The sequence below is a fragment of the Modicisalibacter xianhensis genome (assembly GCF_900113605.1).
Lineage (GTDB): Bacteria > Pseudomonadota > Gammaproteobacteria > Pseudomonadales > Halomonadaceae > Modicisalibacter > Modicisalibacter xianhensis.
In genome coordinates, this window is record NZ_FOPY01000012.1 from 58,825 (window position 1) to 85,193 (window position 26,369).

Below are 26,369 nucleotides of genomic sequence, written 5' to 3' on the forward strand. Positions count from 1 at the left end.
TGGCGGAATTGGTAGACGCGCTAGCTTCAGGTGCTAGTGTCCTTACGGACGTGGAGGTTCAAGTCCTCTTCTGGGCACCATCCCCCCTGCTTCATATTTCTATCCTTGATGCCTCGGCACGACGCCACGCTGCGACGGCACATTCCCATGGCGTGTCGCGTCGCGGTCAGTAGCGTGACGGCAGCCTTGCCACCTTGTCGAGTTCCCATCCCTCAGGACGGATACCGCCTTCAAGCATGTCTTCGATATTGTCGGGTAGCAGGGGAAAGAAGTTCAGCCCCGTGCGCGCCTCTATCTCGTCGATACTGACCAGGAAGCGATCCAGCGGCTCGTTGCCTTGCACCGTCTGCGGCATCAGGAAAGCCAGTGCCCTGGGCTGCTCGCCCGGCACCACAACGATCTTGTAGAACGCCTGCGGCACCTCGACCAGCCCGACCCGATGAAAGACATTGCCGAGCCAGTCCGCTGGAAAGACCGGACCGGTGATGATCTGCACGGCACCGAAGCGCGGCACGAAATGATCGATGACAACTTCCTCGAGCCGCTGCCAGAGGCGGCGATTGAGGTCGGGGCGTTGCGGTGACACATTAGACATCAGGAAGGTATCGCGCTGCGCATCGGCGCCATGCACCCGGGCAATGGCGTAGTTGGGCGCCAGGTGGCCACGGTCGTAGCCACTGCCGAAATAGCTATCGGGAGCGATGGGCCATAACGTTCGCCAGTCACGTTGAAAATCGGGCCGCGGACCGATGCTGGCGTCGTCGACATGATGCAGGCGGTAGCTGACCCACAGCGGATTGACACGCACATCGGACCAGCCGATCAATACGCTTTCGTTGCGCAGGACACGGTGAAAATTGGTCAGCCCGAGTTCGTCCCAGGTAGTCACTCCCATCCAGCTCAGGCGATCCCGTACGTCCTGCTCCTGCCAATACCACAAGCCGCTGGCGACCATCACGAACAACAGAGAAACACCCAGATTGCGCACCTGGCGACGAACGAATGTCATGGAAAGCATCATGCGTGGGGAACGATCCAGCTAGCGGGAAAGCCCTCCCGGCAATCGCGTGGCGGGAGGGCAAGGAAGGTCATCTGGGCCGATCAAAGGCCGACACTGAACATGGTTTCCAGGTCGTGACGGGAATGGACCTGCATGGCATTCAGCGTCTCGGTATCGCGAATGCCCTCGACTCTGGTGAGCCGGCCGGTGACCAGTTCGGCCAGCGACTCGAAATCGCGTGTGCGCGCAATGGCGACCAGGTCATAGCGTCCGCAGGTCGAGTAGACCTCGCTGATGCCCTCCACCTCGGCCAGACGCTGGGCGACGGCCTGGATCTGGCCTTTCTCGGCATTGATCAGAATCACGGCATTCTGCATGAGTCGACTCCTGAACTGACGTGGCGGCCAGTATATCAGCCCTGGCCGGTACAGAGCATGTCACTGCAAGCCGGCAGTACCACATTCCATGTCGAGAAGCCGCTGCTTCAGGGCTTCGCCACCGCTGTAGCGGCCAATTCCCTTGGCGGCGACCAGCCGGTGGCAAGGAATCAGAATCGGTAACGGATTGGCGGCACTGGCACTGCTCACGGCAATTACTGGCTTGCCGCTTCCCAGCCTCTGGGCGACCTCCCCATAAGTGCGCGTCCGACCGTAGGGAATACGCATCACCGCCGCCCAGACTTCGCGCTGCGCATCGCTACCCTCAGGTGCCACATCGACATTGAAGCTGCGTCGACGGCCTACCAGGTAAGCGAGCACTTCCTCGCGCGCCTCGGCCAGCGCCTCGTCGTCGCGTTGCCACTGCGCCGTCTCGGGCGGTGCCGCTCGGTCGTCGAGAAAGCACAGGCGGCGTAGACCAAGCTTGTCCCCCGCCAGAAGCAACTCGCCCACCGGGCTCGCGAAAATCGTGTAATGCATGCCATCTCCTTGCTCGACCAGCAGCGCCGCGACGGATTGCCGCACGACAAGCAGAGGTAGGGTGCTCTCCTCCCCCGCTTCCACTAGGATAGAAGAGTCGGAGAGTAGCGCACTTTGACGGGTCGCTGCAGGTATTACCTGCAAGGCGACATAGACAGTTAGCCTGGATAGCCGAGGTGTCACGCCGGAACGCTTCCAGGCAACGTCAGAACAGAGGCGGAAAACCGCCCGTACCTATCCGTGATCGGCATGACCACCACAATCAAGGAGAAACCATGGCCAAGCAAAGCCGTCGTGACTTCATGCGCCACAGTCTGCTGGGGCTCGCCGCCCTGCCACTGGGTGCCGGCATCCTCTCCCAGCGCGCCTTCGCTCAGGAGCTTCCACCGCTCGACCCGGAAAACCCCCAGGCCAAGGCATTGAACTACGTGACGGATGCCCAGCAGGCCAGCGACCATCCGGCCTACTCCGAGGGCGAAACCTGCGCCAACTGCATGTTCTTCAAGGAAGCCAACAACGGCTGCCAGCTCTTCCCGCAACACAGCGTGGCGCCGGGGGGATGGTGCCAGTCCTGGACCAAGCAGCCCTGACGGGCCTGCCTGATCCAAAGCACGAGCGCCGGCCCAGGCCGGCGCTCTGCCTCATGCCATGCTATCTATCAGTTTCGCTCGCCATCATGCTCGGGCAATGGCCACTGGTAGCGACGTACGACCTCATCCTCCTCGATCGACTCGAGCTTCACCGGGAAGCCCCACAGTTGATGCAAATGGCGCATGACCGGGTAGACACTCTTGGCCAATGGACGCCGCCGGTCCTGCACATGACGCAGCGTCAGTGAGCGATCACCTCGGATATCGGCTTCCCAGATCTGAATATTGGGCTCACGCAGCGACAAGGCATACTGCGTCGACAAATCCTCGCGGATACGCTGGTAGCCACGTTCGTCATGTATCGCCTCGATGGTCAGCATCTCATCGCGATCGTCATCGACCAACGAGAACAGCTTGAGATCGCGGATCACCTTGGGCGACAGGAACTGCTGGATGAACGATTCGTCCTTGAAGTTGCGCATCGCAAAATGCAGCGTCTCCAGCCAGTCGCTACCGGCCATGTCCGGAAACCACTGCCGGTCCTCATCGGTCGGCTCCTGACAGATCCGCTTGATGTCACTGAACATCGCAAACCCCAGCGCATAGGGATTGATGCCGTTGTAATAAGGACTATCGAAGCCCGGCTGATTGACCACGGCGGTGTGCGACTGCAGAAACTCCAGTATCAGCCCCTCGTCGACCAGCCCGTCATCGTACATGCGGTGCATCAGGGTATAGTGCCAGAAGGTCGCCCAGCCCTCGTTCATCACCTGGGTCTGGCGCTGAGGGTAAAAATACTGCGCCAGTTTACGCACGATACGTACGATCTCGCGCTGCCAGGGCGCCAGCAGCGGCGCATTCTTTTCGATGAAATAGAGCAGGTTCTCCTGCGGCTCGGCCGGGTAGCGCCCATGCTGGTGCAGGCCCAACGGGTCTTCCTCGTCGTGCCCCAAGGCGTCACTGTGCTCATGCGGCGAGGGAATGGTCCGCCACAGGAGGTTGACCTGCGACTGCAGGTAAGCCTCGCGCTCGCTCTGGCGACGCGCCTCTTCCTCGGCGGAAATCGGCGAGGGCCGCTTGTAACGGTCGACGCCATAGTTCTGCAACGCATGACAGGCATCGAGCAGTTGTTCAACGGCAGTGACACCGTGACGCTCCTCGCATTCGGAGACGTACTTTCTCGCGAAAACGAGGTAGTCGACGATGGCCGAGGCGTCCGTCCAGGTACGGAACAGGTAATTGCCCTTGAAGAAGGAGTTGTGACCATAGCAGGCATGCGCCATGACCAGCACCTGCATCATCAGCGTATTCTCTTCCATGAGATAGGCGATGCAGGGATCGGAATTGATCACCAGTTCATAGGCCAACCCCATCTGCCCGCGGCGATAGGCCTGCTCGACGGCCAGGAACTGCTTGCCGAACGACCAGTGATGATAGCCCACCGGCATGCCCACGCTGGCATAGGCATCCATCATCTGCTCGGAGGTAATGATCTCGATCTGGTTGGGGTAGGTATCGAGTCGATACTCGTCGGCCAACCGAGCGATCTCGCGCTCGTACTCGGTCAGGATCTCGAAGTTCCAGTCGGAGCCGGTGGCAATCGGGGTACGCTTGATCATGCTGTCTCCTTTCGGGCCGGGCCGGCGCGATCAGCGCCTGCCACGCCTGGGCCCGCTCAAGCCAGAGCTCACTGTTTGGCGCGGCGCCGGAACAGCTCGCGAAAGACCGGGTAGATGTCCCCCGCCTCGACGATCTGCCGCATGGCGAAACGCTCGGGGAACTCGGCCTGCACGCTTTCGTACTCCTCCCACAATGCCTGATGCGCATGGGGAGTGATCTCGACGTAGGTGTAATACTGCAAGCGCGGCATCAGCGACTGTGCCAACAGCTTGCGACAGGTGGTGGAGTCATCGTCCCAATTGTCGCCATCGGAGGCCTGGGCGACATACAGATTCCATTGTGCAGCGGGATAGCGGTCCTGAATGATCTCGTCGACCAGCGACAGCGCACTGGAGACGATGGTGCCACCGGTCTCGCGCGAGTAGAAGAACTCCTCCTCGTCGACCTCCTTGGCTGCCGTATGATGGCGCACGAAGACCAGTTCGACCTTTTCGTAGTTACGCTCCAGAAACAGGTACAACAGCAGGAAGAAACGCTTGGCGATGTCCTTGTGCGATTGGGTCATCGACCCCGACACATCCATGACACAGAACATCACCGCCTTGTTGGACGGCTGCGGCTGGTTGATGAGGTTGTTATAGCGCAAATCGTAGGTATCGATGAAGGGCACCGCCTCGAGACGCTTCTCGAGGCGCTCGATTTCCGCCTTCAACTCGGCAATGCGTGCCGGATTGCGCAGCACCGGATCCTTGCGCTCCTCGGCATTGAGGGCTTCCATGGCCTCGCGCAGGGCCCGCCGGATCGGCGCACGCATGGCGATACGCCGCGCCTGAGCTTCACGCATCGACCGCACGATGTTCATGCGTGCCGGGACGCCTTCCCGTGAAATACCGGCACGCACCGGGCGCACCTCTTCGACATCGACCAGTTGCTTGCGCTCGAGGTGCGGCAGCTCCAGGCCGTCAAAGACGAAGTCGAGAAACTCCTCGCGGGTCAGCGAGAAGGCGAACTCATCGGCCCCTTCCCCCTGGTTCGAGGCATTGCCTTCGCCGGCACCACCACCGCCACCGCCGCCACCAGGCCGGCGCAGGCGGTCACCCTCGACGAACTCCTTGTTACCAGGACTGACGATGGAGCGTTGCCCACCCTGACCATGCTGGAACACCGGCTCGGAAATGTCGCGAGACGGTATCGACACCTTCTCGCCACGCTCCATGTCAGTAATGGAACGCCGATTGACCGCCTCCTCCACCGAGCGCTTGATGTGGGTGCGATAACGATCCAGAAACCGCTGTCGGTTAACCTCGCTCTTGTGTCGGGCGTTCAAGCGACGGTCGATAAAATAGCTCATGTATGCCACCTCCCCTGCGCAGGCTGCGCCACGGGACACGGAGCGACCACCGGGGTCGCTCCGCCCTGACCCGGCCCTGGCCGGTTACTGGGACTTACGAACGCGCAGGTACCACTCGGACAGCAACCGCACCTGTTTCTCGGTATATCCGCGATCGACCATGCGTGCCACAAAGTCCTCATGCTTGCGCTGGTCGTTGGCGGAGGCCTTGGCATTGAACGAGATGACCGGCAACAGCTCCTCGGTGTTGGCGAACATCTTCTTCTCGATGACGCCCTTGAGTTTCTCGTAGGACTGCCAACTGGGATTCATGCCGTTGTTCTGGGCACGTGCACGCAACACGAAGTTGACGACCTCGTGACGGAAATCCTTGGGGTTGGAAATCCCTGCCGGCTTTTCGATCTTTTCCAGCTCCTCGTTGAGTGACTGACGATTGAACAGTTCGCCGGTTTCGGGGTCCCGGTATTCCTGATCCTGTATCCAGAAGTCAGCGTAGGTGACGTAGCGGTCAAAGATGTTCTGACCGTATTCACTGTACGACTCGAGATAGGCAGTCTGGATTTCCTTGCCGATGAAATCGACATAGCGCGGCGCCAGAAATTCCTTGATGAAGCGCAGGTAACGGTCGTGGGTCTCCTTGGGCAGTTGCTCCTGCTCTAGCCGCTGCTCGAGCACGTAAAGCAGATGCACCGGGTTAGCGGCGATCTCATGGGTATCGAAGTTGAACACCTTGGAAAGAATCTTGAAGGCGAAACGGGTCGAGAGCCCGTCCATGCCCTCATCGACCCCTGCCGCGTCGCGATACTCCTGGATCGACTTGGCCTTGGGGTCGGTATCCTTGAGGTTCTCGCCGTCGTAAACCCGCATCTTGGAATAGATACTGGAATTCTCGGGCTCCTTGAGACGCGACAGGACCGAGAACTGCGCCAGCATGCGCAGCGTGTCGGGGGCACACGGTGCCTGGTCCAGCGAGGAATGCTCGAGCAGCTTCTTGTAGATCTTGATCTCTTCGGATACCCGCAGGCAGTAAGGCACCTTGACGATGTAGACGCGATCGAGGAAAGCCTCGTTGTTGCGGTTGTTGCGGAACTGCTGCCACTCGCTCTCGTTGGAGTGCGCCAGGATGATGCCGTCGAAGGGAATGGCCCCCATGCCCTCGGTGGGGTTGTAGTTGCCCTCCTGGGTAGCGGTCAACAAAGGATGCAGCACCTTGATCGGGGCCTTGAACATTTCCACGAACTCCATCAGCCCCTGGTTGGCCTTGCACAGGCCACCGGAGAAGCTGTAGGCGTCCGGGTCGTCCTGCGAATAGAGTTCGAGCTGGCGGATGTCGACCTTGCCCACCAGCGAAGAAATATCCTGGTTATTCTCGTCGCCAGGCTCGGTCTTGGATACGGCAATCTGGTTGAGTCGCGACGGGTACAGCTTGACCACGCGGAACTTGGAAATATCTCCCCCGTACTCCTTGAGCCGCTTGGCCGCCCAGGGTGACATCACGCTCTTCAGGTAACGCTGGGGGATGCCATACTCCTTCTCGAGCAGCTCGCCATCCTCTTCGGGAGAGAACAGGCCCAGCGGTGACTCATAGACGGGCGAGCCCTTGATGGCATAGAACGGCACCCGCTCCATGAGCAGCTTCAGCCGCTCGGCAAGCGAGGACTTGCCGCCGCCCACCGGCCCCAGCAGGTAGAGGATCTGCTTGCGCTCCTCGAGCCCCTGCGCCGCATGCCGAAAATACGCCACGATCTGTTCGATGGCCTCTTCCATGCCGTAAAACTCGGAAAAAGCCGGATAACGCCGGATGACCTTGTTGGTGAAAATACGTGACAGGCGTGGGTCCTTGGCAGTGTCGATCACCTCGGGCTCGCCAATCGCTTGCAACATGCGCTCAGGTGCCGAGGCATAGGCACTGGGGTCCGAACGGCACAGCTCCAGGTACTCCTGAAGACTCATTTCTTCCTGCTGAACCTTTTCATAACGGTTCTGCACATGATCGAAGATACTCATTGAGGCCTCCTTGGATCGCGACCCCCGGTCGCAAGACAATCAGTCTGGGGATTCCGGGCTGGCGTATTTATCAGCGTAGACGGATAAATCGTCCGGCGGAGGAGAGCTGGCCGTGAGCTTTCAACGCAACCTCGCGACACTCCTCGTCTAAAGCTAAGAGCGTCGGGCGTCGCGATGGTTCGCCAAAGCAAATAAGGAAGTTATGTAACGAAACGGATTCAGCTGGCGTCGAGGGCCTGGCGAATGTCCGCCAGCAGGGTATCCAACAGTTCGACCGTGGTATTCCAGGCGCAGACGAAACGCGCTCCTCCGGCACCAATGAAGGTATAGAAGGTCCAGCCTCGTTCGCGCAACTGCGCCAGCACCGGCGGTGGCAATTGCACGAAGACACTGTTGGCCTGGGTCGGGAACATCAGCTCGGCACCAGGTAGGCCGCGCAGGCCATCGGCGAGGTAGCGGGCCATGGCGTTGGCGTGCGAGGCGTTGCTCAGCCAGGCTCCGGTTTCGAGCAGGCCCAACCAGGGGGCAGCAATGAAGCGCATCTTGGAGGCCAGTTGCCCGGCCTGCTTGCAGCGATAGTCGAAGTCCTCGGCAAGCTCGCGATTGAAGAACACCACGGCCTCTCCCATCGGCAGCCCGTTCTTGGTACCCGAGAAGCACAATGCATCGACGCCGACCTGCCAGGTCAGTTCCGCCGGCGTCGCTTCCAGCGAGGCGCAGGCATTGGCGAAGCGCGCGCCGTCCATGTGAACGCGCAGGTCGTACTTGTCGGCGACGGTGCGAATCGCCAGCAACTCCTCGCGATCATAGACGGTACCGACCTCGGTGGCCTGGGTGATCGATACGATCCTGGGTTTGGGATAATGAATGTCGCTACGCCGGGTCACCAGTTGCTCGATGCCTTCGGCATTGAGCTTGCCGTGGCGTCCCGCACTGGTCAGTAGCTTGGCCCCATTGGAAAAAAATTCGGGCCCGCCGCACTCATCGGTTTCGATGTGCGCCAGCTCGTGGCAGATCACACTGTGATAGCTCTGCCCCATGGCGGCCAGGGTCAGCGAATTGGCCGCCGTACCGTTGAAGACGAAGAACACGTCGCAGTCGTAATCGAACAGGCTGCGGAAGCGATCAGTGGCTCGCTGGGTCCAGCTATCGTTGCCGTAAGCGAGATCGTCACAGGCATTGGCTTCAAGCAGATAGTCCAGGGCCTCGGGGCAGATGCCGGAGGTATTGTCGCTGGCCAGAAAGCGCGGGGAACAGTGGGGGGCCATGAGGTTTCCTTTCTCTTCTTGTTCGCTGCAGCGACAGGATGCCGTCGCCGCTCCTCGGTGCGCAGCGGCGGTAACCGCCAACGCCGCAGACAGGGGGCGGATCACGCCCCCTGTGCAGTCTATCACCGTCTGGCGTGGACGAAAGTTGCAGCGCTAATCACAGTGATGCCGCCAGACGCACCCCCTGATCGATGGCACGCTTGGCATCCAGCTCTGCGGCACGCTGCGCCCCGCCAATGACATGCACCGTCACCCCGGCATCACGCAGCGGCTCGAGCAGGTCGACAACCGACTCCTGGCCAGCGCAGACCACGACGTGATCCACTTCGAGCACACTCACCTCACCATCGATGCGCACGTGCAGCCCTTGGTCGTCGACGCCAAGATACTCGCAGCCGGCCAGCGTCTCGACCCCACGATGCCGCAACGACGCCCGATGCACCCAACCGGTTGTCGTACCCAGCCCCTTGCCAGGCTTAGTGGCCTTGCGCTGCAGCAGATAGATCTTGCGTGGCACCGGCGGTGCCGCCGGTGCCGTCAGCCCTCCCTCCCGGATGACCGACAGGTCCACGCCCCACTCACGGTACCAGGCTGCCGGCTCCAGCGTCGGGTGGCCGTCATGCGAGAGCAGCTCGGCCACGTCGAAACCGATGCCCCCGGCGCCGATGATGGCTACTCGCTGCCCGATGCGCTCGGGATGACGGATAGCAGTCGGATAACCAACGATCTTGGCATGGTCGCTGCCCGGCAGCTCGAGCCGGCGCGGACGCACGCCGGTAGCCAGCACGACCTCATCGAAGCCGCTCAGGGCAGCCACGTCCGCCGGGGTATTCACGCGCACCTCGACACCATGGCGGTCGAGCATGACGCGGTAGTAGCGCAGCGTCTCGTCGAACTCTTCCTTGCCGGGAATCCGCCGTGCGTAGTTGAACTGCCCTCCCAGTTCGTCATCCCGCTCGAAGAGCACGACGCGATGCCCCCGGCTGGCAGCCGTGACCGCACAAGCCAGTCCCGCCGGCCCACCACCGACCACGGCCACTGCCTTGGGCGTTGTCGCGGCCTCGATATTCAGCTCCGTCTCGTGACAGGCGCGTGGATTGACCAGACAGGAGGTCAGCTTGCCTTGGAACGTGTGGTCGAGACAGGCCTGGTTGCAGGCAATGCAAGTATTGATCTCTTCGGCGCGCCCGGTCTCGGCCTTGCGCACCCAGTCGGGGTCGGCCAGGAAAGGCCGCGCCATCGACACCATGTCGGCGTGTCCGTCGCCCAGCACCTGCTCTGCGACATCCGGCATATTGATCCGGTTGGTAGTGATCAGCGGGATCGTCAGTTCGGCCCTCATGCGCCGAGTCACCTCGGTGAATGCCGCACGCGGCACGCTGGTGACGATGGTCGGCACCCGCGCCTCATGCCAGCCAATACCGGTATTGATCAGGCTGGCTCCCGCCGCCTCGATGGCCCTACCCAGTACCACGACCTCGTCCCAAGTGCTCCCCTCTTCGACCAGGTCGATCATCGACAGCCGAAAGATGATCAGAAAATCCTCGCCGAGCGCCTCACGGATACGCCGCACGATCTCCACCGGGAAACGCATGCGGTTGGCATACCCTCCGCCCCAGCGATCGCTACGACGGTTGGTTCGTCGGCAGATGAACTGATTGATCAGGTAGCCTTCCGAGCCCATCACTTCGACGCCATCGTAGCCCGCTTGCTTCGCGAGTCGTGCGCATCGCACGTAATCGTCAATTTGCCGCTCGACCTCCTCATCACCCAATTCACGAGGTACGAAGGGATTGATCGGCGCCTGGAGCGGCGAGGGCGCGACCAGCTCGGGCGAATAGGCATAACGCCCGGCATGCAGGATCTGCAGGCAGATACGTCCACCCTCGGCATGTACCGCATCGGTCACCACCCGGTGCCGGTCGGCCTCCATATCCGTGGTCAGCTTGGCCGCCCCCTGAAAGACCGCTCCTTCCGGATTGGGAGCGATGCCCCCGGTGACGATCAGCGCCACGCCCGCCCTGGCGCGCTCGGCGTAAAAGGCCGCTAGCCGTGCAAACCCGTGGGGCGATTCTTCCAGATTGGTGTGCATGGACCCCATAAGAATACGGTTGGGTAGCGTGATGTGGCCCAGCGTCAGGGGGCGGAACAGGGAGGGATAAGCGGTCACGGTCGCCTCGCTAGCGGCTGATTCAAACAAGTGTATGATTGTATCGCCAAGTGTAGCGTAGCCACCACGAGACACAATCCCTTGATCGAACGACAGAGGGCAAGCATGAGCGCCACTTCCGAATGTCATGAAGTCACCCTTAGCCAAGGGGCAGTCCATGTCACCCGCTTTCGACCGATGCCGCCCTGCCGCGGGGTCGTGCTGTGCTGGCATGGCGCGATCGAGTCTGGCCGCATCTTTCACAGCCGCTCGGGCAAGGGGCTGGCTCCTTGGCTGGCCAAGCAGGGATACGATGTCTTCGTTGCCGACCAGCGCGGCCGGCACGCGGCACCGCCGAGACCGGCACGCGGCGTTGACCTGGGCCAGACGGACGTCATTCGTGAAGAGATTCCCGCCACGATCGAGGCTTGCCTGCACCTGGCCAACGCCCGTCGACTGCATGTCATCACCCACTCCTGGGGTGGCGTACTGGTCGCCTCGAGCCTGGGGCGCTACCCGCAGCTGCGCGAAAAAATCATCAGTCAGGCTTACTTCGGCACGAAACGCAGCGTGCGTAGCTGGACGTGGCAACGACTGCTGTACATCGACCTGATGTGGAAGGGCGTCGCGCCGATTGCCCGGCGGCTCTGCGGGTACCTTCCAGCACGTGCCATGCGCTGGGGAAGCGACGACGAATATGCGGGCAGCCATCGTCAAGGGGTCGCCTGGGTGAAACCTTCCGCGTGGGTCGATCTCCGTGACGACTTCGATTATTCAGCCGCCCTGGCTTCCGGTGGACTTCCTCCGACCTTGCACCTGGCCGGTGCCAACGATCATGCACTGGGGCATCCGGACGACGTGGCTCGCTTCGCCCGGGAGTGCGGCCCCCATACGCAGCGTCTTGTCCGGCTGGGTATCGCAAACGGCCTGTCACGTGACTACGGGCACCTGGACATGCTGACGCATCCCCAGGCCATTATCGAAATCTACCCCCTGGTCGATGCCTGGCTCACCGACCATGCCCGCCCAGGCGAGGCATAAACGAAAAACCCCGAGCCATTTGGCTCGGGGTTGAAATCGTATCGATAATGGCGGACCGGACGGGACTCGAACCCGCGACCTCCGGCGTGACAGGCCGGCATTCTAACCGACTGAACTACCGGTCCGCGTGGTGGGTGGTACAGGACTCGAACCTGTGACCCCCAGCATGTGAGGCTGGTGCTCTAACCAGCTGAGCTAACCACCCAACTATCGAAATAACACGACACCAGACAAGATGGCGGACCGGACGGGACTCGAACCCGCGACCTCCGGCGTGACAGGCCGGCATTCTAACCGACTGAACTACCGGTCCGCGACATAGTACCGTGCTATATGCACTGATACGGAACTTGTGACTGGAGCATGGCATTGCCAGGCAACACCGATTGGAAATGGCGGACCGGACGGGACTCGAACCCGCGACCTCCGGCGTGACAGGCCGGCATTCTAACCAACTGAACTACCGGTCCACACTACTTCCAAACTTACGTAAACGAGCCATCCCATAAGGCGATGGTGGGTGGTACTGGGTTCGAACCAGTGACCCCCAGCTTGTAAGGCTGGTGCTCTCCCAACTGAGCTAACCACCCTCGGTCACGTGGCGCTGCATTCTACAGGCCCACGGGGTAATGTCAATGCTTTTTGTCATCACCCCAGCAACCGGGTTTCCGTTTCAAATTCATCGGCTTGCCGCCATGAAGGTGGCAATGTCGGCGGCGCCCTGGCCGATCAATTCACGTTGGGTCAGCCCCGAAGCCTTGCGGGGTTTCCAGTCATGATCGCCATCCTCGATGAACGTGACATGGACGTTATCGTCAAGTGCATAGTCCTCGACCTCGTCCCGCGTGCCGAAGGGATCGCGCGTCCCCTGCAGCACCAGGGCCGGACAGGCGATCTGCGGCCAATGCGCCAGACGCGTCTTCTCCGGCTTGCCTGGCGGATGAAAGGGATAGCCGCACAGGATCAGGCCGACCACCTCCTGGCGGGTGGCAACCAGGCTGGCGACACGCCCACCCATCGACTTACCGCCCAACCACAGCCCCGGTAAATTGCGCTGTGACAGGATGCCGCACCACTCAATCATTTCATCGACGAGACGTTCGATACCCGGCGGTGGACGCCGACGATTTTCGCAGCGCATCCGCTGCATGTAGGAGAACTCGAGCGTCAGTGTCTGAACGCCATTTTCGACCAGGCAATCGACCAGGGTGCGCATGAAGCTCGAGTCCTGCCCCGCCCCGGCCCCATGCGCCAGGAGCAGTCGGCCTGCCCTCGGTTCACCACGCTTTTCCAACGGTCCTATTTGTTCGATAAACAGGCGGGAATCTTGGTCATCGTGCAACGCCTCGGTCATGTCCTCGACGGTCACCTGACGCCAGCCATTTTGCTCGCTGTAAGGCATTTTCTTCCTATGCTTTCGTCGTAACAGGCGGGTTCTGCGTGTTCAGGTTGCGGGTGGGCTGGGCTAGAATCGACAGCACCTTGACCTGCATCATCATGTGGGCGGTCAGCCCGAGGCAAAATGCCTGCCGGGACGTCTCCCCACCACCGCGTTCGATGGGAACCTGACATGAGCACAACATTTGAACACCCGACCTACAATTACAAGGTAGTTCGGCAGTTCGCGATCATGACCGTGGTATGGGGCATCATAGGCATGGGCCTGGGTGTCTTCATCGCTGCACAGCTGGTCTGGCCGGAACTGAACTTTGGTCTTCCGTGGACTAGCTTCGGGCGCCTGCGCCCGTTGCATACCAATGCCGTCATCTTCGCTTTCGGCGGCTCGGCATTGATTGCCACGTCCTATTATGTCGTGCAGCGCACCTGTCAGACACGACTGATCTCCGATGGACTGGCGGCCTTCACGTTCTGGGGCTGGCAAGCCGTCATTGTGCTGGCGGTCATCACGCTGCCGATGGGCTATACCACCTCCAAGGAATACGCCGAGCTGGAATGGCCGATCGATATTCTGATCACTCTGGTCTGGGTGGCCTATGCCATTGTCTTCCTGGGCACCATCAAGCAGCGCAAGACCTCGCACATCTACGTCGCCAACTGGTTCTATGCCGCGTTCATCCTGACCGTTGCGGTACTGCACATCGTCAACTCCGCGGAAGTTCCGGTCGGCTTCATGAAGTCCTACTCGGCCTACGCAGGCGCCATCGACGCCATGGCGCAGTGGTGGTACGGCCACAATGCGGTCGGCTTCCTGCTCACTGCCGGCTTCCTGGGCATGATGTACTACTTCGTCCCCAAGCAGGCCGAGCGCCCGATCTATTCCTATCGCCTGTCGATCGTGCACTTCTGGGCCCTGATCACCACCTACATGTGGGCCGGTGCGCACCACTTGCACTATACCGCCCTGCCCGACTGGGCCCAGTCGCTAGGCATGATCATGTCGATCATCCTGCTGGCGCCTTCCTGGGGCGGCATGATCAACGGCATGATGACCCTGTCCGGGGCCTGGCATAAGCTGCGCACCGACCCGACACTGCGCTTCCTGGTCGTGGCCCTGTCGTTCTATGGCATGTCGACATTCGAGGGCCCCATGATGGCGGTCAAGACGGTCAATGCCCTGTCTCACTATACCGACTGGACCATCGGCCACGTGCACTCCGGCGCCCTCGGCTGGGTCGCCATGATCACCATCGGCTCCATGTACCACCTGATTCCTCGCCTGTTCGGCGGCCAGGCCATGTATTCCGAGAAGCTCATCGCCGTGCACTTCTGGCTGGCCACCATCGGTACCGTGCTGTACATCACCGCCATGTGGGTCAACGGCATCATGCAGGGCCTGATGTGGCGTGCGGTCAACGCCGACGGCACGCTGATGTACACCTTCGTCGAAGCGCTCGAAGCCAGCCATCCCGGCTATGTCGTGCGCTGGCTGGGCGGCTGTTTCTTCGTCGCCGGCATGCTGCTGATGGCCTTCAACGTCTACATGACAGTGAAGCGTAGCGAACGCGAGCAGGCACCGGTCGCCCAGACCGCTTGATCAATCGGGGAACCTGACACTGATGAGACACGAGATTGTAGAAAAGAACGTGGGCCTGCTCTCCGTACTGATCCTGGTGGTGATCAGTTTCGGCGGCCTGGCCGAGATCGTGCCCCTGTTCTTCCAGAAGGAAACGACCCGCCCCATCGAAGGCCTCGAGCCGCTGACGGCACTGGAACTCGAAGGGCGTGACATCTACATCCGCGAGGGTTGCGTGGGTTGTCACTCGCAGATGATTCGCCCCTTCCGCGCCGAAACCGAGCGCTACGGCCACTACAGCGTGGCCGGGGAATTCGTCTACGACCATCCGTTCCTGTGGGGCTCCAAGCGTACCGGGCCCGACCTGGCGCGTGTTGGCGGGCGTTACAGCGACGCCTGGCACCGGGCTCACATGTACAACCCTCGCGACGTGGTACCGGAATCCAAGATGCCGAACTACCCGTGGTTGTTCGAGCGCACCCTGACCGGCGAGAACACCGCCGACAAAATGCGCGCCCTGCGCGGCCTGGGTGTGCCATATACCGACGAGCAGATCGCCAACGCCGCCAAGGATGTACGTGGCGAGCAGGAGATCACGGCACTGGTGGCCTATCTCCAGCAGCTCGGTACCGAACTCAAGGACACGCGCTGAACCATGGATATCGGAACGTTTCGCGGCATTACCACCCTGCTGATCATGATCGCCTTTCTCGGCGTGGTGTTCTGGGCGTACTCCAAGCGCCGCAAGAAGGATTTCGACGAGGCGAGCCGGCTGCCTTTTGCCGATGAGAACGACGAGGCGATATCCCGTGACCGCAGCGGAACACAAGAAAAGACACCGTCCCGCCATGATGAGGGAGACAAGAATTCATGAGTAACTTGTGGGGTGATTCCCTTTCCAGTTTCTGGAGCGTCTGGATCATCGTCATCACCCTGGGCACCATCGTGTTCTGCTGGTGGATCCTGTTCGCCAACCGCAAGACCGACAAGCAGCCCAACGAGTATGGCGAGGTCGAGACCACCGGACACAGTGCCGACGGCATCGACGAATATGACAATCCGCTGCCGCGCTGGTGGTTCATGCTGTTCATCGGCACCATCATCTTCTCGCTGGGCTATCTGCTGCTCTACCCTGGCCTGGGCAATTTCAAGGGGCTGTTCGGCTGGTCCCAGGAGAACCAGTGGGAGCAGGAGATCGCCTACGCCCAGGAGCAATACGCGCCGATCTTTGCCCAGTATCAGGAGATCCCGATTCCCGAGCTGGCCCAAGACGCCGAGGCCATGCGCGTGGCCGAACGCATCTACCTGAACAACTGCGCGGTGTGTCATGGCTCCAATGCCCAGGGCGGCTACGGCTTTCCCAACAATACCGATGACGACTGGCTCTACGGGGGCACGCCCGAAGCCATCACGACCAGCATCGCTGAAGGGCGTAATGGCTTGATGCCGGCCTGGCAGCAGCTCGGCGACGAGAACCTGCGCAACGTGGCACACTATGTGCTGAGCCTGTCGGGTACCGAACATGACGCCGAACGCGCCAGCCAGGGCGAAGCCATCTTCACCTCCGCCTGCGTGGCCTGCCATGGCCAGGACGCCAAGGGGAACCACGCTATCGGCGCACCCAACCTGACCGACGATGTCTGGCTGTACCGCCAGCCTGGCCAGCCGGTGCTGGAGTCGGTGCTCGAGACGCTACGCAACGGCCGTAACGGCCACATGCCGGCGCAGGCAGCCTATATCGGCGAGGACAAGGTGCACCTCGTAGCCGCTTATATCTACAGCCTATCCGACTGAGTTTTCCCGGGTGCGTCCGGCGGTCGCACCCGGTCCTTTCCCTCGCCCCGAAGCGCTAGAATTCCATCAGCAAGAGAAGCGCATCCCAGAAAGCGCTCCCTGCCCCTTGGCGCCTGCCTCACCGTGACTCTTTGGTGGCTTCATGACGGACAAGATCCCGCTCCGGGACGTGACCCCGGACCCAGTCGTGGGGACCCACGATCCCCAGCGCAGCGTATCCCAGGACATGTACGCCAGCCGCAAGCACATTTACGTGCGCGAGATAAAGGGAGTTTTCCAACGACTCCGGCGTAGCGCCAACTGGGTATTAATGGCGTTATATTTCGGTATCCCCTGGCTCTACTGGGGGGACCGTCAGGCCGTGCTGTTCGATCTGCCTTCGCGCGCCTTCCATATCTTCGGCGCGACGTTCTTTCCTCAGGACTTCATGCTACTGTCGTGGCTGCTGATCATCTGCGCCTTCGGCCTGTTCTTCATTACCGTCTTTGCCGGTCGCGTATGGTGTGGCTATACCTGCCCGCAGAGCGTCTGGACCTGGCTGTACATCTGGGTCGAGCATGTTACCGAAGGGTCGCGCAACCAGCGCATGAAACTCGACAAGCAGGGCATGAGCTTCGACAAGGCCCGACGCAAGGGCGCCAAGCATGTGTTATGGCTGCTGATCGCCTTTGCCACCGGCCTGACCTTCGTCGGTTATTTCACCCCGATTCGCGGCCTGGTGGCCGACTTCGCCACGCTGGACGTGGGTGGCTGGGCGCTGTTCTGGGTCGGCTTCTTCACCGTGTTCACCTACCTCAATGCCGGCTGGCTACGCGAGCAGGTGTGCATCTACATGTGTCCGTATGCCCGTTTCCAGTCGGTGATGTTCGACAAGGACACGCTGGTTGTATCTTACGACCAGGCCCGCGGCGAGCCGCGTGGCGCCCGCAAGAGGACAGCGGACCCGCGTGCCGAAGGGCTCGGCGACTGCATCGACTGCGGGCTGTGCGTACAGGTCTGCCCCACGGGTATCGACATCCGCAACGGCCTGCAGTACGAATGCATCACCTGCGCGGCTTGCATTGATGCCTGCGATAGCGTCATGGACAAGATGAACTATCCACGCGGGCTGATCCGCTACACGACCGAACACGCTCTTGAAGGCCGCAAGACGCACCTCCTGCGACCGCGTCTGCTCGGCTACCTGGCGGCCCTATTGGTCATGATCGGGCTATTTGCCTGGACCGTTACCGATCGCCTGCCGCTGGACGTGGATATCGAGCGGGATCGCAATCAACTCTATAGCCTGACGCAGGAGGGTGATATCACCAATTTCTACACCCTGCAGATCCGCAACCTGGATGACCAGACGCATCGCTACCGCATCGTGCCGTCGGGGCTGGAAGGCCTCTACCTGATCGGCGACGACACCGTGACCGTCGGGCCGCGTTCCAGCGCCACCCAGCCGCTTCAACTTGCCGTACCGCCCGAGGCGCTGAGTGCTCCCAGCGAAGCGATCTCGATTCGTGTCGAAGCGTTGGAAGACGCGGACATCACCCTGTTGAAGGAAGCTCGCTTCCTGGGACAAGCCCGGAGATAACGCATGACGACCCCGCGTCCCTGGTACAAAGAGTTCTGGCCCTGGTTCCTGCTCGGCATTCTGGGCATGGCCGTGGTCATGGGCGTGACGTTCCTGGTGTTTTCCATCGTCGCCTTCGATGGCACGGTCGAGGACGACTATTACAAGCGCGGCCTGGCCATCAACCAAGTGCTGGAACAGGACCAGCACGCCGCTGAACTCGACATGCAGGCCAGTCTCACGATCGACGACCTGACCGGCGACGTGGTCGTCGACCTGCAGGGCGAGTCTCGACCCGAGCAGCTACGCCTCGATCTCATCTTCCCTACCCAGGGCAATCGCGATCAGCAGGTAATGCTCGAGCGTGTACGTAATGGCCATTACGTCGGCCAGCTGCCACGCGCCCTGCAGTACCGCTGGTACGTACACCTCCAGCCGGCGGTCGACGACCCCGACTGGCGCCTGCAGGGCGAGATCGAACTGCCACGCAAGGCACCCCTGACGTTGCGAGCCAATAGCCAGACACCATGAGCGCGGTGACCGTCTCGACCAATGATGTGACCTGCTGCTATCACTGCGGAGCCGAGGTGCCACGCGGCGCCCCCTGGCGAATCGACATCGACGATCGCACCCACCCACTGTGTTGCCCGGGGTGCGAGGCGGTGGCCCATGCCATCGTCGAGGGCGGCCTGGGAAGCTATTACCGGTTTCGCACCGAGCTGCCCGAGCGGCCCACCGATCGCGACACCCAGCGAGCCGAGACTTGGGCGGTCTTCGACGATCCGGAGCTGCAACGCGAGTTCGTTCACCCTGGCAGTGACGACGGGCATCGTCAGGTCACCCTGGCCGTCGACGGCATCACCTGCGCCGCCTGTGCCTGGCTGATCGAGCATCGGCTCAACGCGCTGGAAGGACTGGAATCGAGTGCCGTCAATCTCAGCCACCATCGTCTGCATGTCGCATGGGACCCGGCCCGCCTCAAGCTATCGCGCATCCTCGCCGAGCTGGCCGCCATCGGCTACCCGTCACAGCCCTATGAGCCGGACCAGGCCCAGCAGAAGCTGCAACACGAGGAGCGCCAGGCGATCCGCCGCCTGATCGTCGCCGCTGTGGCGATGATGCAGGTCATGATGTTCTCCATTCCGCTGTATGTCGCCGGCCCCGACGGCATGAGCGATGACTTCCTGTCGCTCTTCCACTGGCTGTCGCTGGCCCTGGCCACCCCGGTGGTAGGGTTTTCCGCGCTACCCTTCTTCCGCAATGCGCTTCGCGACCTGCGCACCCGTCACCTGGGCATGGACGTGCCGGTCTCGCTGGCCATTCTTGGCGCCTATATCGCCAGCGCCTACGCCGTGCTGAGTAGCAGTGGCGACGTCTATTTCGATTCTGTGACCATGTTCACCTTCTTCCTGCTGTTCAGTCGCTACATCGAGATGCGAGCGCGTCGCCGCAACGGGCATAGCGGCAATGCGCTGTCCGGCGTGCTCCCGCCCAGCGCGATTCGTCTCGAGAGCGATGGCAGCGAGCGCGTCCTGCCGGCCAACCAGTTGCGTCCGGGCGATCGGGTACGTGTACGCCCCGGCCACGGCGTACCCGCCGACGGTGTCATCGTGGCCGGCCACTCCAGTCTGGACGAATCGATGCTCACCGGTGAGCCGCTGCCGGTGACCCGAGAGGTTGGTGACAGTGTGACCGGCGGCAGCCTCAACGTGGAGAGCGTACTCGAGATCGAAGTGACCCGCGCCGGACGCGATGCCCGCGCCGCCGGCATCCTTGAACTCACCGATCGTGCCTTCGCCAGCCGTCCGCGCATCGCCGAGCAGGCCTCGCGCATGGCTCACCATTTCGTGCTGCGCCTGCTGATCGTCACGCTCGGCGTGATCGTTGCCTGGAGTTTCATCGACCCGACGCGGGTGCTGTGGGTCACGCTGTCGGTGCTGGTCGTGACCTGCCCCTGCGCCTTGGCGCTGGCCACGCCCACGGCGCTCACCGCCTGCCATGGGCAGATGCGCCGTCGCGGCGTGCTGGTCACCCGTGCTCACGCCATCGAAGGGCTGTCACAGGCCACACGGGTCGTGTTCGACAAGACCGGCACCCTGACCGAAGGCCACATGAGCCTCAAGGAAACCCGCGTTCTCGCCGAGACCCTCGATGCCCACCAGGCAGGTACGCTGGCCGCGGCCCTCGAAGCTCACTCTGAGCACCCCATTGCGCGGGCCTTCCATGCCCTGCGCGATCCGTCGCTACGCGCCAGCAACGTCCACAACCATACCGGCCAGGGCCTGGAAGGCACGATCAATGGACAGCAGTATCGACTGGGTCGTCCCGGCTTCGCACTGGCCGAACCACCGGCGCCGCCGGCCAGCACGGGACAGTGGTTGCTGCTGGCACGCAGCGGGGACAATGGACAGGACGAGGCCCTGGCCTGGTTCCAGCTCGATGATGTGCTACGTGAAGATGCACGCGAGACCGTGGCTGCCTTACACGAGGCCGGCCTGTCGGTAGAGCTGCTTTCGGGCGACGGCAGCGCGGCCGTCGAAGCGTTGGCCGATGAGGTGGGAATCGCGACCTGGACCGCCGAAGCCACTCCGGAAAGCAAGCTGGCTCGCATCCAGGCCCTGCAGGCTGCCGGCGAGCGCGTGGTCATGATCGGCGATGGCATCAATGACGTACCAGTGCTCGCCGCTGCCGACGTCTCGGTGGCCATGAACGGGGCTACCGATCTGGCCCGCACCCGGGCGGATGCCGTATTGATGAGTCCCCGCCTGTGGCGTATCGTCGAGGCCATGAAACTGGCCAGCCTGACCCGTCGCCTGATTCGCCAGAACCTGGGCTGGGCACTGTGCTACAACCTTTGCGCCCTACCCTTGGCGGCCATGGGACTCGTACCGCCATGGGCGGCGGCGCTGGGCATGTCGGCCAGCTCGCTGATCGTTATCAGCAATGCCCTGCGCCTCAACCGATCCCGGCTGCCCACGCCCAACCCGATGCCCTTGCACGCCTCATGAGCATTCTCTACCTGCTGATACCGCTGTCGCTGATCCTGCTCGGCTTCGCCGTCTGGGCCTTCTTCTGGGCGGTCAAGAGCGGCCAGTTCGATGATCTGGAGGGTCCAGCGCATCGCATCCTCTTCGACGAAGACGACAACGACCTCACACCGGAGCAACGACGGCAGCGGCAGGCAGCGCGTCGAGGCCCGACCGACGCCGCTGCCGACGGTAGCGCACGCAAGGACACCCCGCCTTCCGACGAGTCGCGCTGATGGATCCCACAGGACTCGACCTGCCCCCGCTGCTAGCGGCATTTGTCTTCGGCCTGCTGGGTGGCGCCCACTGCATCGGCATGTGCGGCGGAATCATGAGCGCCCTGACCTTCGCCGTGCCACCCAGCATGCGCAATCCGGCCCGCCTGGGCGGCCTGCTGCTCGGCTACAATCTGGGACGCATCGCCAGTTACATGCTCGCTGGGGCCCTGGCCGCCAGCCTGGGCACGTTGCTAGGCAGCGCCAATAGCTCGCTGCGCCTGGCCCTGCAGGTGCTTGCTGCAGTGATGCTGATCCTGATGGCCCTGTACCTGGCCAACTGGTGGCGCGGCCTGACTTATGTCGAGACACTGGGGCGCCGGCTCTGGCGCCACCTCGAGCCGATCGGCCGGGGCCTGATGCCCGTCGTCAAACTACCCCAGGCTATCGCCCTTGGTGCCGTATGGGGCTGGCTGCCCTGCGGACTGGTCTATTCGATGCTGGCCTGGAGCCTGGCGGGTGGCGATCCGGGGCGGGGCGCTGCGTTGATGGGCGCCTTCGGGCTCGGCACCCTGCCGGCCCTGTTGGTCACGGGTGTCGCTGCACGCCAGATGTCGGCCCTGATCCGTCACCCCGTCACCCGCCGCCTGGCCGCCGTGCTGATCATCGCCTTCGCGGTGTGGCAACTCTGGCAGCTCTGGCCAGGGGCACATGACATGCCAGCCTCGGCGCCTCATTCGCATGCGCATTGATCTGGATCACAAGGCGGGGGGCGCGCAAGGCGTACCATCGTAGCCATCCTCATCGGCACGAGATCCGCCAATGCCCGCTGTTCCCTGTCCCTCCTGCACGTCGGAGGGGCTGCCGTCCGAGTGGGACGGCTCGCTCATCGCGCGTTACTCGCACAGTGGTCCGCGCTATACATCCTACCCCACCGCACCCGACTTCTCGGCGGCGTTTGGCCCCGCGCAGTATCTCGATGCCCTGACGCGCAGCAACGGCCAGGCGCGCCCCCTGTCGCTCTATGTGCATGTGCCTTTCTGCCGCAAGATCTGCTTCTATTGCGGCTGCAACAAGATAGCGACCAAGGATACGCGCCTGGCCGCGCCATATCTGGCGCGTCTGGATGCAGAGATGCGCCTGGTGACCCAGCACCTGGACACAGCGCGCCCCGTCGAGCAGTTGCACTGGGGTGGTGGTACGCCGACATTCCTGACCCTGAGGCAAATGAGCGAACTGATCGACCAACTGCATGCTCGCTTCGGCCTGTCCGACACCCCGGGACGCGACTACGCCATCGAGATCGACCCGCGCGAGGCCGACGTCCTGACGCTGCGCCACCTGCAGACGCTAGGCTTCAACCGCCTGAGTCTCGGCGTGCAGGATCTCGACCCGCAGGTCCAGCGCTCCGTCAACCGAATCCAGCCACGAGCGCTGACCGAAATCCTGGTCGACGAGGCCAGTCGGCTGGGCTTTACCTCGCTGAACATGGACCTGATCGTTGGCCTGCCCCATCAGACACGGGACAGCTTCGCGGCCACACTGAGTCAGATTATCGAACTGGCCCCGGCCCGCCTGTCGATCTTCAACTATGCGCACCTGCCCGAACGCTTCAAGCCACAACGCCGTATCGACGCTGCCGACCTGCCCGATGGCCAGGAAAAGATCGCCATTCTGACGACCACGATGCAGATGCTCAGCGATGCCGGTTACGTACATATCGGACTCGACCATTTCGCCAGGCCGGACGACAGCCTGGCCATCGCCCAGCGCGAAGGTACGCTGCATCGCAACTTTCAGGGCTACACCACGCACGGCGACTGCGACCTGATCGGGCTAGGCGTCTCGGCGATCAGCCAGGTCGATGACTGCTACGCCCAGAACCCCGCCGGGCTTGCCGATTACGAGGCCGCAATCGACTCCGGCCGCCTGGCCACGCAACGCGGTATCCGGCTGACATTTGGCGATCAGGTGCGCCGTCATGTGATCCACCGGCTGATGTGCGATCTTGCACTTGACCTGGACAGCGTCAGCGATGCGTTTGGCATTGATGCACCTGACTACTTCGCGGCTTCACTGGCCCGCCTGGAGCAGCCGGAACGCGACGGACTGGTGACGCGTCAGGGCAATCGACTCGTAGTGAGTCATCTGGGGCGTTTGCTGGTTCGCCACCTAGCCATGGCTTTCGATGCTCGCCTGCCCGATAGCGATGCACACTTTTCACGCATCCTCTAAAAAACCGACAAGAGTTAACGGAATGGAACGCGTATTTATCGACAGGGACCGGGTCTGCCATAATAAGGTGATTGCCGATGGCGAGGAGACCCGCATGGCCAGCCAAGTTCTTCCGACGCATCGACCACGGTTGCAGGAAGCGCGTTGCCAGACCTGCAGCCTGAGTTCGTTGTGCCTGCCCCTGGCGCTGGAACTGGACGATATCGACAGCTTCGATGCAATCATTCACCGCCGCCCGCCTCTCAAGAAAGGCGAGCATCTGCTGCGCCAGGACGATCCGTTCACCAGCGTGTTTGCCGTGCGCTCGGGCAGTCTCAAGCAGTTGACCAGCGAGGGCGACGGCGAGGAGCAACTGACCAACTTCTACCTGCCCAGCGAGCTGGTCGGTCTCGACGGTATCGACGAACAGACCTATCCGGGCAGCATCGTTGCGCTCGAGACCACGACTGTCTGCGAAATCCCCTTTGACCGCCTCGACAAGCTCTCGGAGAGCCTGCCCGAGTTACGCAACCAACTCTACCGCAGCATGAGCAAGGAGTTGCGTGACGACCGTCGCATGCTGCGCCTGCTGTCGCGAAAGACCGCCGATGAGCGTCTGGCCAGCTTCCTGGTCAACCTCTCCAACCGGTTTCGCCGCCGCGGCTACTCCCCATACAGCTTCCGCCTGTCGATGGCCCGTGCCGACATCGGTAACTACCTCGGCCTGGCGCTGGAGACAGTCAGCCGCATCCTAAGCCGTTTCCAGCAGCAGAAGCTGGTCGCCGTGCAGGGACGCGAAGTGCATATCCTCGACCTGGCAACGCTGGAGTCGGTCGCCGAAGGCGAAGGCTGCCGCTGAGCCCCATAGAAACGGCATAACGAATACACATCGCCCCAGCCATATGGCCGGGGCGATGTGTCATGGATACCGCTTCGCTTCTAAGGTGCAGCCTTCTTCCGGGCTCAGGCTTCTCGGGCCAGCAGGTCGAAGGCATCGATGCGATTGGCCTGCAGCGTATCGCGCTTGGCCTCGAGCCCCTGGAAATCGAACAGGTCGCGGTCGGCGAGCTGCGAGGGAGCCACGTTGGTGACCGCCTTGAACATCGTCTCGAGGCGTCCCGGATGTTTCCTTTCCCAGTCCGCAAGCATCTCCTTGACCACCTGGCGCTGCAGGTTGGGCTGCGACCCGCACAGGTTGCAGGGGATGATCGGAAACTCCATCAGCTGCGCGAATTCGGCGATATCGGCTTCCTTGCAATAGGCCAACGGCCGGATGACGATGTTCTTGCCATCGTCCGAGAGCAGCTTGGGCGGCATGGCCTTGAGCGTGCCACCATAGAACATGTTGAGAAACAGCGTCTCGAGAATGTCTTCGCGATGATGACCGAGGGCCACCTTGGTCGCGCCAATCTCCTCGGCGAAGCCATAGAGAGAGCCGCGGCGCAGGCGCGAGCAGAGCGCACAGGTCGTCTTGCCTTCCGGCGTCTTTTCCTTGACCACGGAATACGTGTCGCGCTCGAGAATATGGTAGGGCACGCCGATACTCTCGAGATACTCCGGCAGGACATGCTCGGGAAAACCGGGCTGTTTCTGGTCAAGATTGACCGCCACCAGCTCGAAATCGACCGGTGCATTGCGCTGAAGATTGCGCAGAATCTCCAGCATGGTATAGGAGTCCTTGCCACCGGACAGACAGACCATGACCTTGTCGCCATGCTCGATCATTCCGTAATCGATGATCGCATTGCCGACCTGGCGACGCAGGCGCTTCTGGAGCTTGTTGAACTCGCGTTTCTGTGTACCGGTGAGTTCCAGCATGATGTGACGACACGCAGTGAAATGAAGGCCGCCTATGCTACCACTGCCACTGTCGACTTGCGACGTCTCCCCGCCGGCTGGCGTTAGCGCCGGCTCACCGGCGCGCGCACTCTCAGCCGTCTCCCAACCGCAATCCCGACGCGACGCTGCAATAAGCCCCGGCGCGCGGACTGGCTAGCCTGCCTCCAGAGCCCCCTTGTTCAACCGCACATACATGAGTGCCGTGGTAGTGGCATCGCCGAGGGCGGTATGGCGGCCCATGACCGGCACGCCGAGAGCCTTGGCGATGCTCTCGAAACCGAGATGCGGCTCCAGATGTGGGCGTATCCGACGCAATTCGCGCTGGTAGACCTGCGCCATGTCGATACTGACATTCGGCAGGTCGAAGCCGAGCAAGGGCCGCAGATGGCGATTGATGACACTGATGTCGTAGTCGACACACCAGCCCAACAGGGGCCGGTTGCCAATGAAATCGAGAAACTTCTCCAGCGCCGCCTGAAGCGATTCGCCTTCTTCGAGATCTACGCCGCGCAGGCGGTGGATGCGGATCGAGTCGCCAGACAGACTATCGGGTTGTTGCAGGCGCAGATCCAGCGCATCGCTGGTCAACACATGATCGCCCTTGATACGCACCGCAGCGATCGATACCAGCTCGGCTGTCTTAGGATCGAGCCCCGTCGTCTCGCAATCGATGGCGACCAGTTCATCGCCGGTATAGGGATTGAACAGCCAGCCATAGCGGCCATGGGCCTGCTTTCGACGGTCGGTTACCCGTCGCAATGATCGAATCATGAATAGGCCTCCTGCCTTTTCGATGCTTCCCTGAG

The 26,369-nt window shown here is 62.0% G+C and carries 24 protein-coding genes and 6 tRNA genes; 14 read left to right on the plus strand and 16 right to left on the minus strand.

Annotated features, from left to right (window positions below; all coding sequences use genetic code 11):
- Window positions 1-80 (plus strand) — tRNA-Leu (locus tag BM194_RS14560).
- A gap of 86 nt (window positions 81-166) precedes the next feature.
- Here BM194_RS14560 and BM194_RS14565 read toward each other — a convergent pair.
- From BM194_RS14565 to BM194_RS14575, 3 genes are all read right to left on the minus strand, one after another.
- Window positions 167-1,018, minus strand: a complete 852-nt coding sequence (locus BM194_RS14565) for a DNA/RNA non-specific endonuclease (RefSeq protein WP_422730672.1) — start codon at window positions 1,016-1,018, stop codon at window positions 167-169.
- Window positions 1,019-1,101: 83 nt separating this feature from the next.
- Window positions 1,102-1,377: an Lrp/AsnC family transcriptional regulator gene (locus BM194_RS14570; RefSeq protein WP_092848145.1), complete on the minus strand. Its 276-nt coding sequence runs from the start codon at window positions 1,375-1,377 to the stop codon at window positions 1,102-1,104.
- A gap of 60 nt (window positions 1,378-1,437) precedes the next feature.
- Entirely contained in the window at window positions 1,438-1,917 is a 480-nt protein-coding gene (locus BM194_RS14575) for a methylated-DNA--[protein]-cysteine S-methyltransferase (protein ID WP_092848150.1), read from the minus strand.
- 275 nt (window positions 1,918-2,192) lie between these two features.
- Between BM194_RS14575 and BM194_RS14580 the strand changes: the two genes are divergently transcribed.
- Window positions 2,193-2,507 (plus strand): high-potential iron-sulfur protein, encoded by a 315-nt coding sequence (locus BM194_RS14580; RefSeq protein ID WP_092848152.1) that lies wholly within the window; start codon window positions 2,193-2,195, stop codon window positions 2,505-2,507.
- A gap of 68 nt (window positions 2,508-2,575) precedes the next feature.
- On the opposite strand, the gene BM194_RS14585 is transcribed toward BM194_RS14580, so the two are convergent.
- The 5 genes from BM194_RS14585 to BM194_RS14605 all read right to left on the minus strand — a co-directional run bounded on the left by BM194_RS14585 (window position 2,576) and on the right by BM194_RS14605 (window position 10,923).
- Complete coding sequence (locus BM194_RS14585; protein ID WP_092848154.1) at window positions 2,576-4,126, minus strand: SpoVR family protein; 1,551 nt, start codon at window positions 4,124-4,126, stop codon at window positions 2,576-2,578.
- Window positions 4,127-4,194: 68 nt separating this feature from the next.
- Entirely contained in the window at window positions 4,195-5,478 is a 1,284-nt protein-coding gene (locus BM194_RS14590) for a YeaH/YhbH family protein (RefSeq protein WP_092848156.1), read from the minus strand.
- 84 nt (window positions 5,479-5,562) lie between these two features.
- Window positions 5,563-7,485 (minus strand): PrkA family serine protein kinase, encoded by a 1,923-nt coding sequence (locus tag BM194_RS14595; RefSeq protein WP_092848159.1) that lies wholly within the window; start codon window positions 7,483-7,485, stop codon window positions 5,563-5,565.
- Window positions 7,486-7,703: 218 nt separating this feature from the next.
- Window positions 7,704-8,753, minus strand: coding sequence for a threonine aldolase family protein (locus BM194_RS14600; RefSeq protein WP_092848161.1), 1,050 nt, complete (start codon window positions 8,751-8,753; stop codon window positions 7,704-7,706).
- 157 nt (window positions 8,754-8,910) lie between these two features.
- Complete coding sequence (locus tag BM194_RS14605) at window positions 8,911-10,923, minus strand: FAD-dependent oxidoreductase (RefSeq protein WP_244890979.1); 2,013 nt, start codon at window positions 10,921-10,923, stop codon at window positions 8,911-8,913.
- A gap of 105 nt (window positions 10,924-11,028) precedes the next feature.
- On the opposite strand from BM194_RS14605, the gene BM194_RS14610 reads away from it, so the two are divergent.
- Window positions 11,029-11,943, plus strand: a complete 915-nt coding sequence (locus BM194_RS14610; protein WP_218155401.1) for an alpha/beta fold hydrolase — start codon at window positions 11,029-11,031, stop codon at window positions 11,941-11,943.
- A gap of 48 nt (window positions 11,944-11,991) precedes the next feature.
- Here BM194_RS14610 and BM194_RS14615 read toward each other — a convergent pair.
- The 6 genes from BM194_RS14615 to BM194_RS14640 form a co-directional block, all read right to left on the minus strand.
- Window positions 11,992-12,068: transfer RNA gene (locus BM194_RS14615), tRNA-Asp, on the minus strand.
- Window positions 12,069-12,071: 3 nt separating this feature from the next.
- A tRNA-Val gene (locus tag BM194_RS14620) sits at window positions 12,072-12,148 on the minus strand.
- A 31-nt stretch (window positions 12,149-12,179) separates the two neighbouring features.
- A tRNA-Asp gene (locus BM194_RS14625) sits at window positions 12,180-12,256 on the minus strand.
- Between the two features lie 80 nt (window positions 12,257-12,336).
- Window positions 12,337-12,413, minus strand: a tRNA-Asp gene (locus BM194_RS14630).
- 44 nt (window positions 12,414-12,457) lie between these two features.
- Window positions 12,458-12,533: transfer RNA gene (locus BM194_RS14635), tRNA-Val, on the minus strand.
- 89 nt (window positions 12,534-12,622) lie between these two features.
- The gene (locus BM194_RS14640; RefSeq protein ID WP_092848171.1) at window positions 12,623-13,345 is read right to left on the minus strand and encodes an alpha/beta family hydrolase; all 723 of its coding nucleotides are present in this window, start codon (window positions 13,343-13,345) and stop codon (window positions 12,623-12,625) included.
- Between the two features lie 168 nt (window positions 13,346-13,513).
- Between BM194_RS14640 and ccoN the strand changes: the two genes are divergently transcribed.
- The 11 genes from ccoN to fnr all read left to right on the plus strand — a co-directional run bounded on the left by ccoN (window position 13,514) and on the right by fnr (window position 24,583).
- Window positions 13,514-14,938 carry a cytochrome-c oxidase, cbb3-type subunit I gene (gene ccoN, locus BM194_RS14645; RefSeq protein WP_092848173.1) on the plus strand — a complete coding sequence of 475 codons (1,425 nt, stop codon included), beginning with the start codon at window positions 13,514-13,516 and terminating at the stop codon, window positions 14,936-14,938.
- A 22-nt stretch (window positions 14,939-14,960) separates the two neighbouring features.
- Window positions 14,961-15,569, plus strand: coding sequence for a cytochrome-c oxidase, cbb3-type subunit II (gene ccoO / locus BM194_RS14650; protein ID WP_092848175.1), 609 nt, complete (start codon window positions 14,961-14,963; stop codon window positions 15,567-15,569).
- A gap of 3 nt (window positions 15,570-15,572) precedes the next feature.
- Window positions 15,573-15,791 (plus strand): cbb3-type cytochrome oxidase subunit 3, encoded by a 219-nt coding sequence (locus BM194_RS14655; RefSeq protein WP_092848177.1) that lies wholly within the window; start codon window positions 15,573-15,575, stop codon window positions 15,789-15,791.
- A complete protein-coding gene (gene ccoP / locus BM194_RS14660) occupies window positions 15,788-16,711 on the plus strand; it encodes a cytochrome-c oxidase, cbb3-type subunit III (RefSeq protein ID WP_092848179.1) in 924 nt (307 codons plus the stop codon). Before BM194_RS14655 ends, ccoP begins: the two co-directional genes overlap by 4 nt.
- 142 nt (window positions 16,712-16,853) lie before the next feature.
- The gene (gene ccoG / locus BM194_RS14665; protein ID WP_092848182.1) at window positions 16,854-18,290 is read left to right on the plus strand and encodes a cytochrome c oxidase accessory protein CcoG; all 1,437 of its coding nucleotides are present in this window, start codon (window positions 16,854-16,856) and stop codon (window positions 18,288-18,290) included.
- Between the two features lie 3 nt (window positions 18,291-18,293).
- Window positions 18,294-18,800 carry a FixH family protein gene (locus BM194_RS14670; protein WP_092848185.1) on the plus strand — a complete coding sequence of 169 codons (507 nt, stop codon included), beginning with the start codon at window positions 18,294-18,296 and terminating at the stop codon, window positions 18,798-18,800.
- Entirely contained in the window at window positions 18,797-21,277 is a 2,481-nt protein-coding gene (locus BM194_RS14675; protein WP_092848188.1) for a heavy metal translocating P-type ATPase, read from the plus strand. Before BM194_RS14670 ends, BM194_RS14675 begins: the two co-directional genes overlap by 4 nt.
- Window positions 21,274-21,531: a cbb3-type cytochrome oxidase assembly protein CcoS gene (gene ccoS / locus BM194_RS14680; protein ID WP_092848191.1), complete on the plus strand. Its 258-nt coding sequence runs from the start codon at window positions 21,274-21,276 to the stop codon at window positions 21,529-21,531. Before BM194_RS14675 ends, ccoS begins: the two co-directional genes overlap by 4 nt.
- A complete protein-coding gene (locus BM194_RS14685; RefSeq protein WP_092848194.1) occupies window positions 21,531-22,262 on the plus strand; it encodes a sulfite exporter TauE/SafE family protein in 732 nt (243 codons plus the stop codon). Before ccoS ends, BM194_RS14685 begins: the two co-directional genes overlap by 1 nt.
- A gap of 70 nt (window positions 22,263-22,332) precedes the next feature.
- The gene (gene hemN, locus BM194_RS14690) at window positions 22,333-23,745 is read left to right on the plus strand and encodes an oxygen-independent coproporphyrinogen III oxidase (protein ID WP_092848196.1); all 1,413 of its coding nucleotides are present in this window, start codon (window positions 22,333-22,335) and stop codon (window positions 23,743-23,745) included.
- Window positions 23,746-23,839: 94 nt separating this feature from the next.
- Complete coding sequence (fnr, locus tag BM194_RS14695) at window positions 23,840-24,583, plus strand: fumarate/nitrate reduction transcriptional regulator Fnr (protein WP_092848350.1); 744 nt, start codon at window positions 23,840-23,842, stop codon at window positions 24,581-24,583.
- Window positions 24,584-24,687: 104 nt separating this feature from the next.
- On the opposite strand, the gene ttcA is transcribed toward fnr, so the two are convergent.
- Window positions 24,688-25,542 (minus strand): tRNA 2-thiocytidine(32) synthetase TtcA, encoded by an 855-nt coding sequence (gene ttcA, locus BM194_RS14700; protein WP_092848199.1) that lies wholly within the window; start codon window positions 25,540-25,542, stop codon window positions 24,688-24,690.
- A 174-nt stretch (window positions 25,543-25,716) separates the two neighbouring features.
- On the minus strand, window positions 25,717-26,334 hold the full coding sequence (locus tag BM194_RS14705) for a 3'-5' exonuclease (protein ID WP_092848201.1): 618 nt from the start codon (window positions 26,332-26,334) through the stop codon (window positions 25,717-25,719).
- Between the last annotated feature and the right edge of the window lie 35 nt (window positions 26,335-26,369).

Bases quoted from the DNA above. Each gene is read 5' to 3' on its own strand.
- BM194_RS14585 (WP_092848154.1), bottom strand. From the start codon at position 4,126: ATGATCAAGCGTACCCCGATTGCCACCGGCTCCGACTGGAACTTCGAG.
- ccoP (WP_092848179.1), top strand. From the start codon at position 15,788: ATGAGTAACTTGTGGGGTGATTCCCTTTCCAGTTTCTGGAGCGTCTGG.
- BM194_RS14580 (WP_092848152.1), top strand. From the start codon at position 2,193: ATGGCCAAGCAAAGCCGTCGTGACTTCATGCGCCACAGTCTGCTGGGG.
- hemN (WP_092848196.1), top strand. From the start codon at position 22,333: ATGCCCGCTGTTCCCTGTCCCTCCTGCACGTCGGAGGGGCTGCCGTCC.
- BM194_RS14575 (WP_092848150.1), bottom strand. From the start codon at position 1,917: ATGCATTACACGATTTTCGCGAGCCCGGTGGGCGAGTTGCTTCTGGCG.
- ccoS (WP_092848191.1), top strand. From the start codon at position 21,274: ATGAGCATTCTCTACCTGCTGATACCGCTGTCGCTGATCCTGCTCGGC.
- BM194_RS14565 (WP_422730672.1), bottom strand. From the start codon at position 1,018: ATGCTTTCCATGACATTCGTTCGTCGCCAGGTGCGCAATCTGGGTGTT.
- fnr (WP_092848350.1), top strand. From the start codon at position 23,840: ATGGCCAGCCAAGTTCTTCCGACGCATCGACCACGGTTGCAGGAAGCG.
- ccoN (WP_092848173.1), top strand. From the start codon at position 13,514: ATGAGCACAACATTTGAACACCCGACCTACAATTACAAGGTAGTTCGG.
- BM194_RS14685 (WP_092848194.1), top strand. From the start codon at position 21,531: ATGGATCCCACAGGACTCGACCTGCCCCCGCTGCTAGCGGCATTTGTC.
- ccoG (WP_092848182.1), top strand. From the start codon at position 16,854: ATGACGGACAAGATCCCGCTCCGGGACGTGACCCCGGACCCAGTCGTG.
- BM194_RS14640 (WP_092848171.1), bottom strand. From the start codon at position 13,345: ATGCCTTACAGCGAGCAAAATGGCTGGCGTCAGGTGACCGTCGAGGAC.
- ttcA (WP_092848199.1), bottom strand. From the start codon at position 25,542: ATGCTGGAACTCACCGGTACACAGAAACGCGAGTTCAACAAGCTCCAG.
- BM194_RS14570 (WP_092848145.1), bottom strand. From the start codon at position 1,377: ATGCAGAATGCCGTGATTCTGATCAATGCCGAGAAAGGCCAGATCCAG.
- BM194_RS14670 (WP_092848185.1), top strand. From the start codon at position 18,294: ATGACGACCCCGCGTCCCTGGTACAAAGAGTTCTGGCCCTGGTTCCTG.
- BM194_RS14655 (WP_092848177.1), top strand. From the start codon at position 15,573: ATGGATATCGGAACGTTTCGCGGCATTACCACCCTGCTGATCATGATC.
- BM194_RS14705 (WP_092848201.1), bottom strand. From the start codon at position 26,334: ATGATTCGATCATTGCGACGGGTAACCGACCGTCGAAAGCAGGCCCAT.
- BM194_RS14675 (WP_092848188.1), top strand. From the start codon at position 18,797: ATGAGCGCGGTGACCGTCTCGACCAATGATGTGACCTGCTGCTATCAC.
- BM194_RS14595 (WP_092848159.1), bottom strand. From the start codon at position 7,485: ATGAGTATCTTCGATCATGTGCAGAACCGTTATGAAAAGGTTCAGCAG.
- BM194_RS14610 (WP_218155401.1), top strand. From the start codon at position 11,029: ATGAGCGCCACTTCCGAATGTCATGAAGTCACCCTTAGCCAAGGGGCA.
- ccoO (WP_092848175.1), top strand. From the start codon at position 14,961: ATGAGACACGAGATTGTAGAAAAGAACGTGGGCCTGCTCTCCGTACTG.
- BM194_RS14590 (WP_092848156.1), bottom strand. From the start codon at position 5,478: ATGAGCTATTTTATCGACCGTCGCTTGAACGCCCGACACAAGAGCGAG.
- BM194_RS14600 (WP_092848161.1), bottom strand. From the start codon at position 8,753: ATGGCCCCCCACTGTTCCCCGCGCTTTCTGGCCAGCGACAATACCTCC.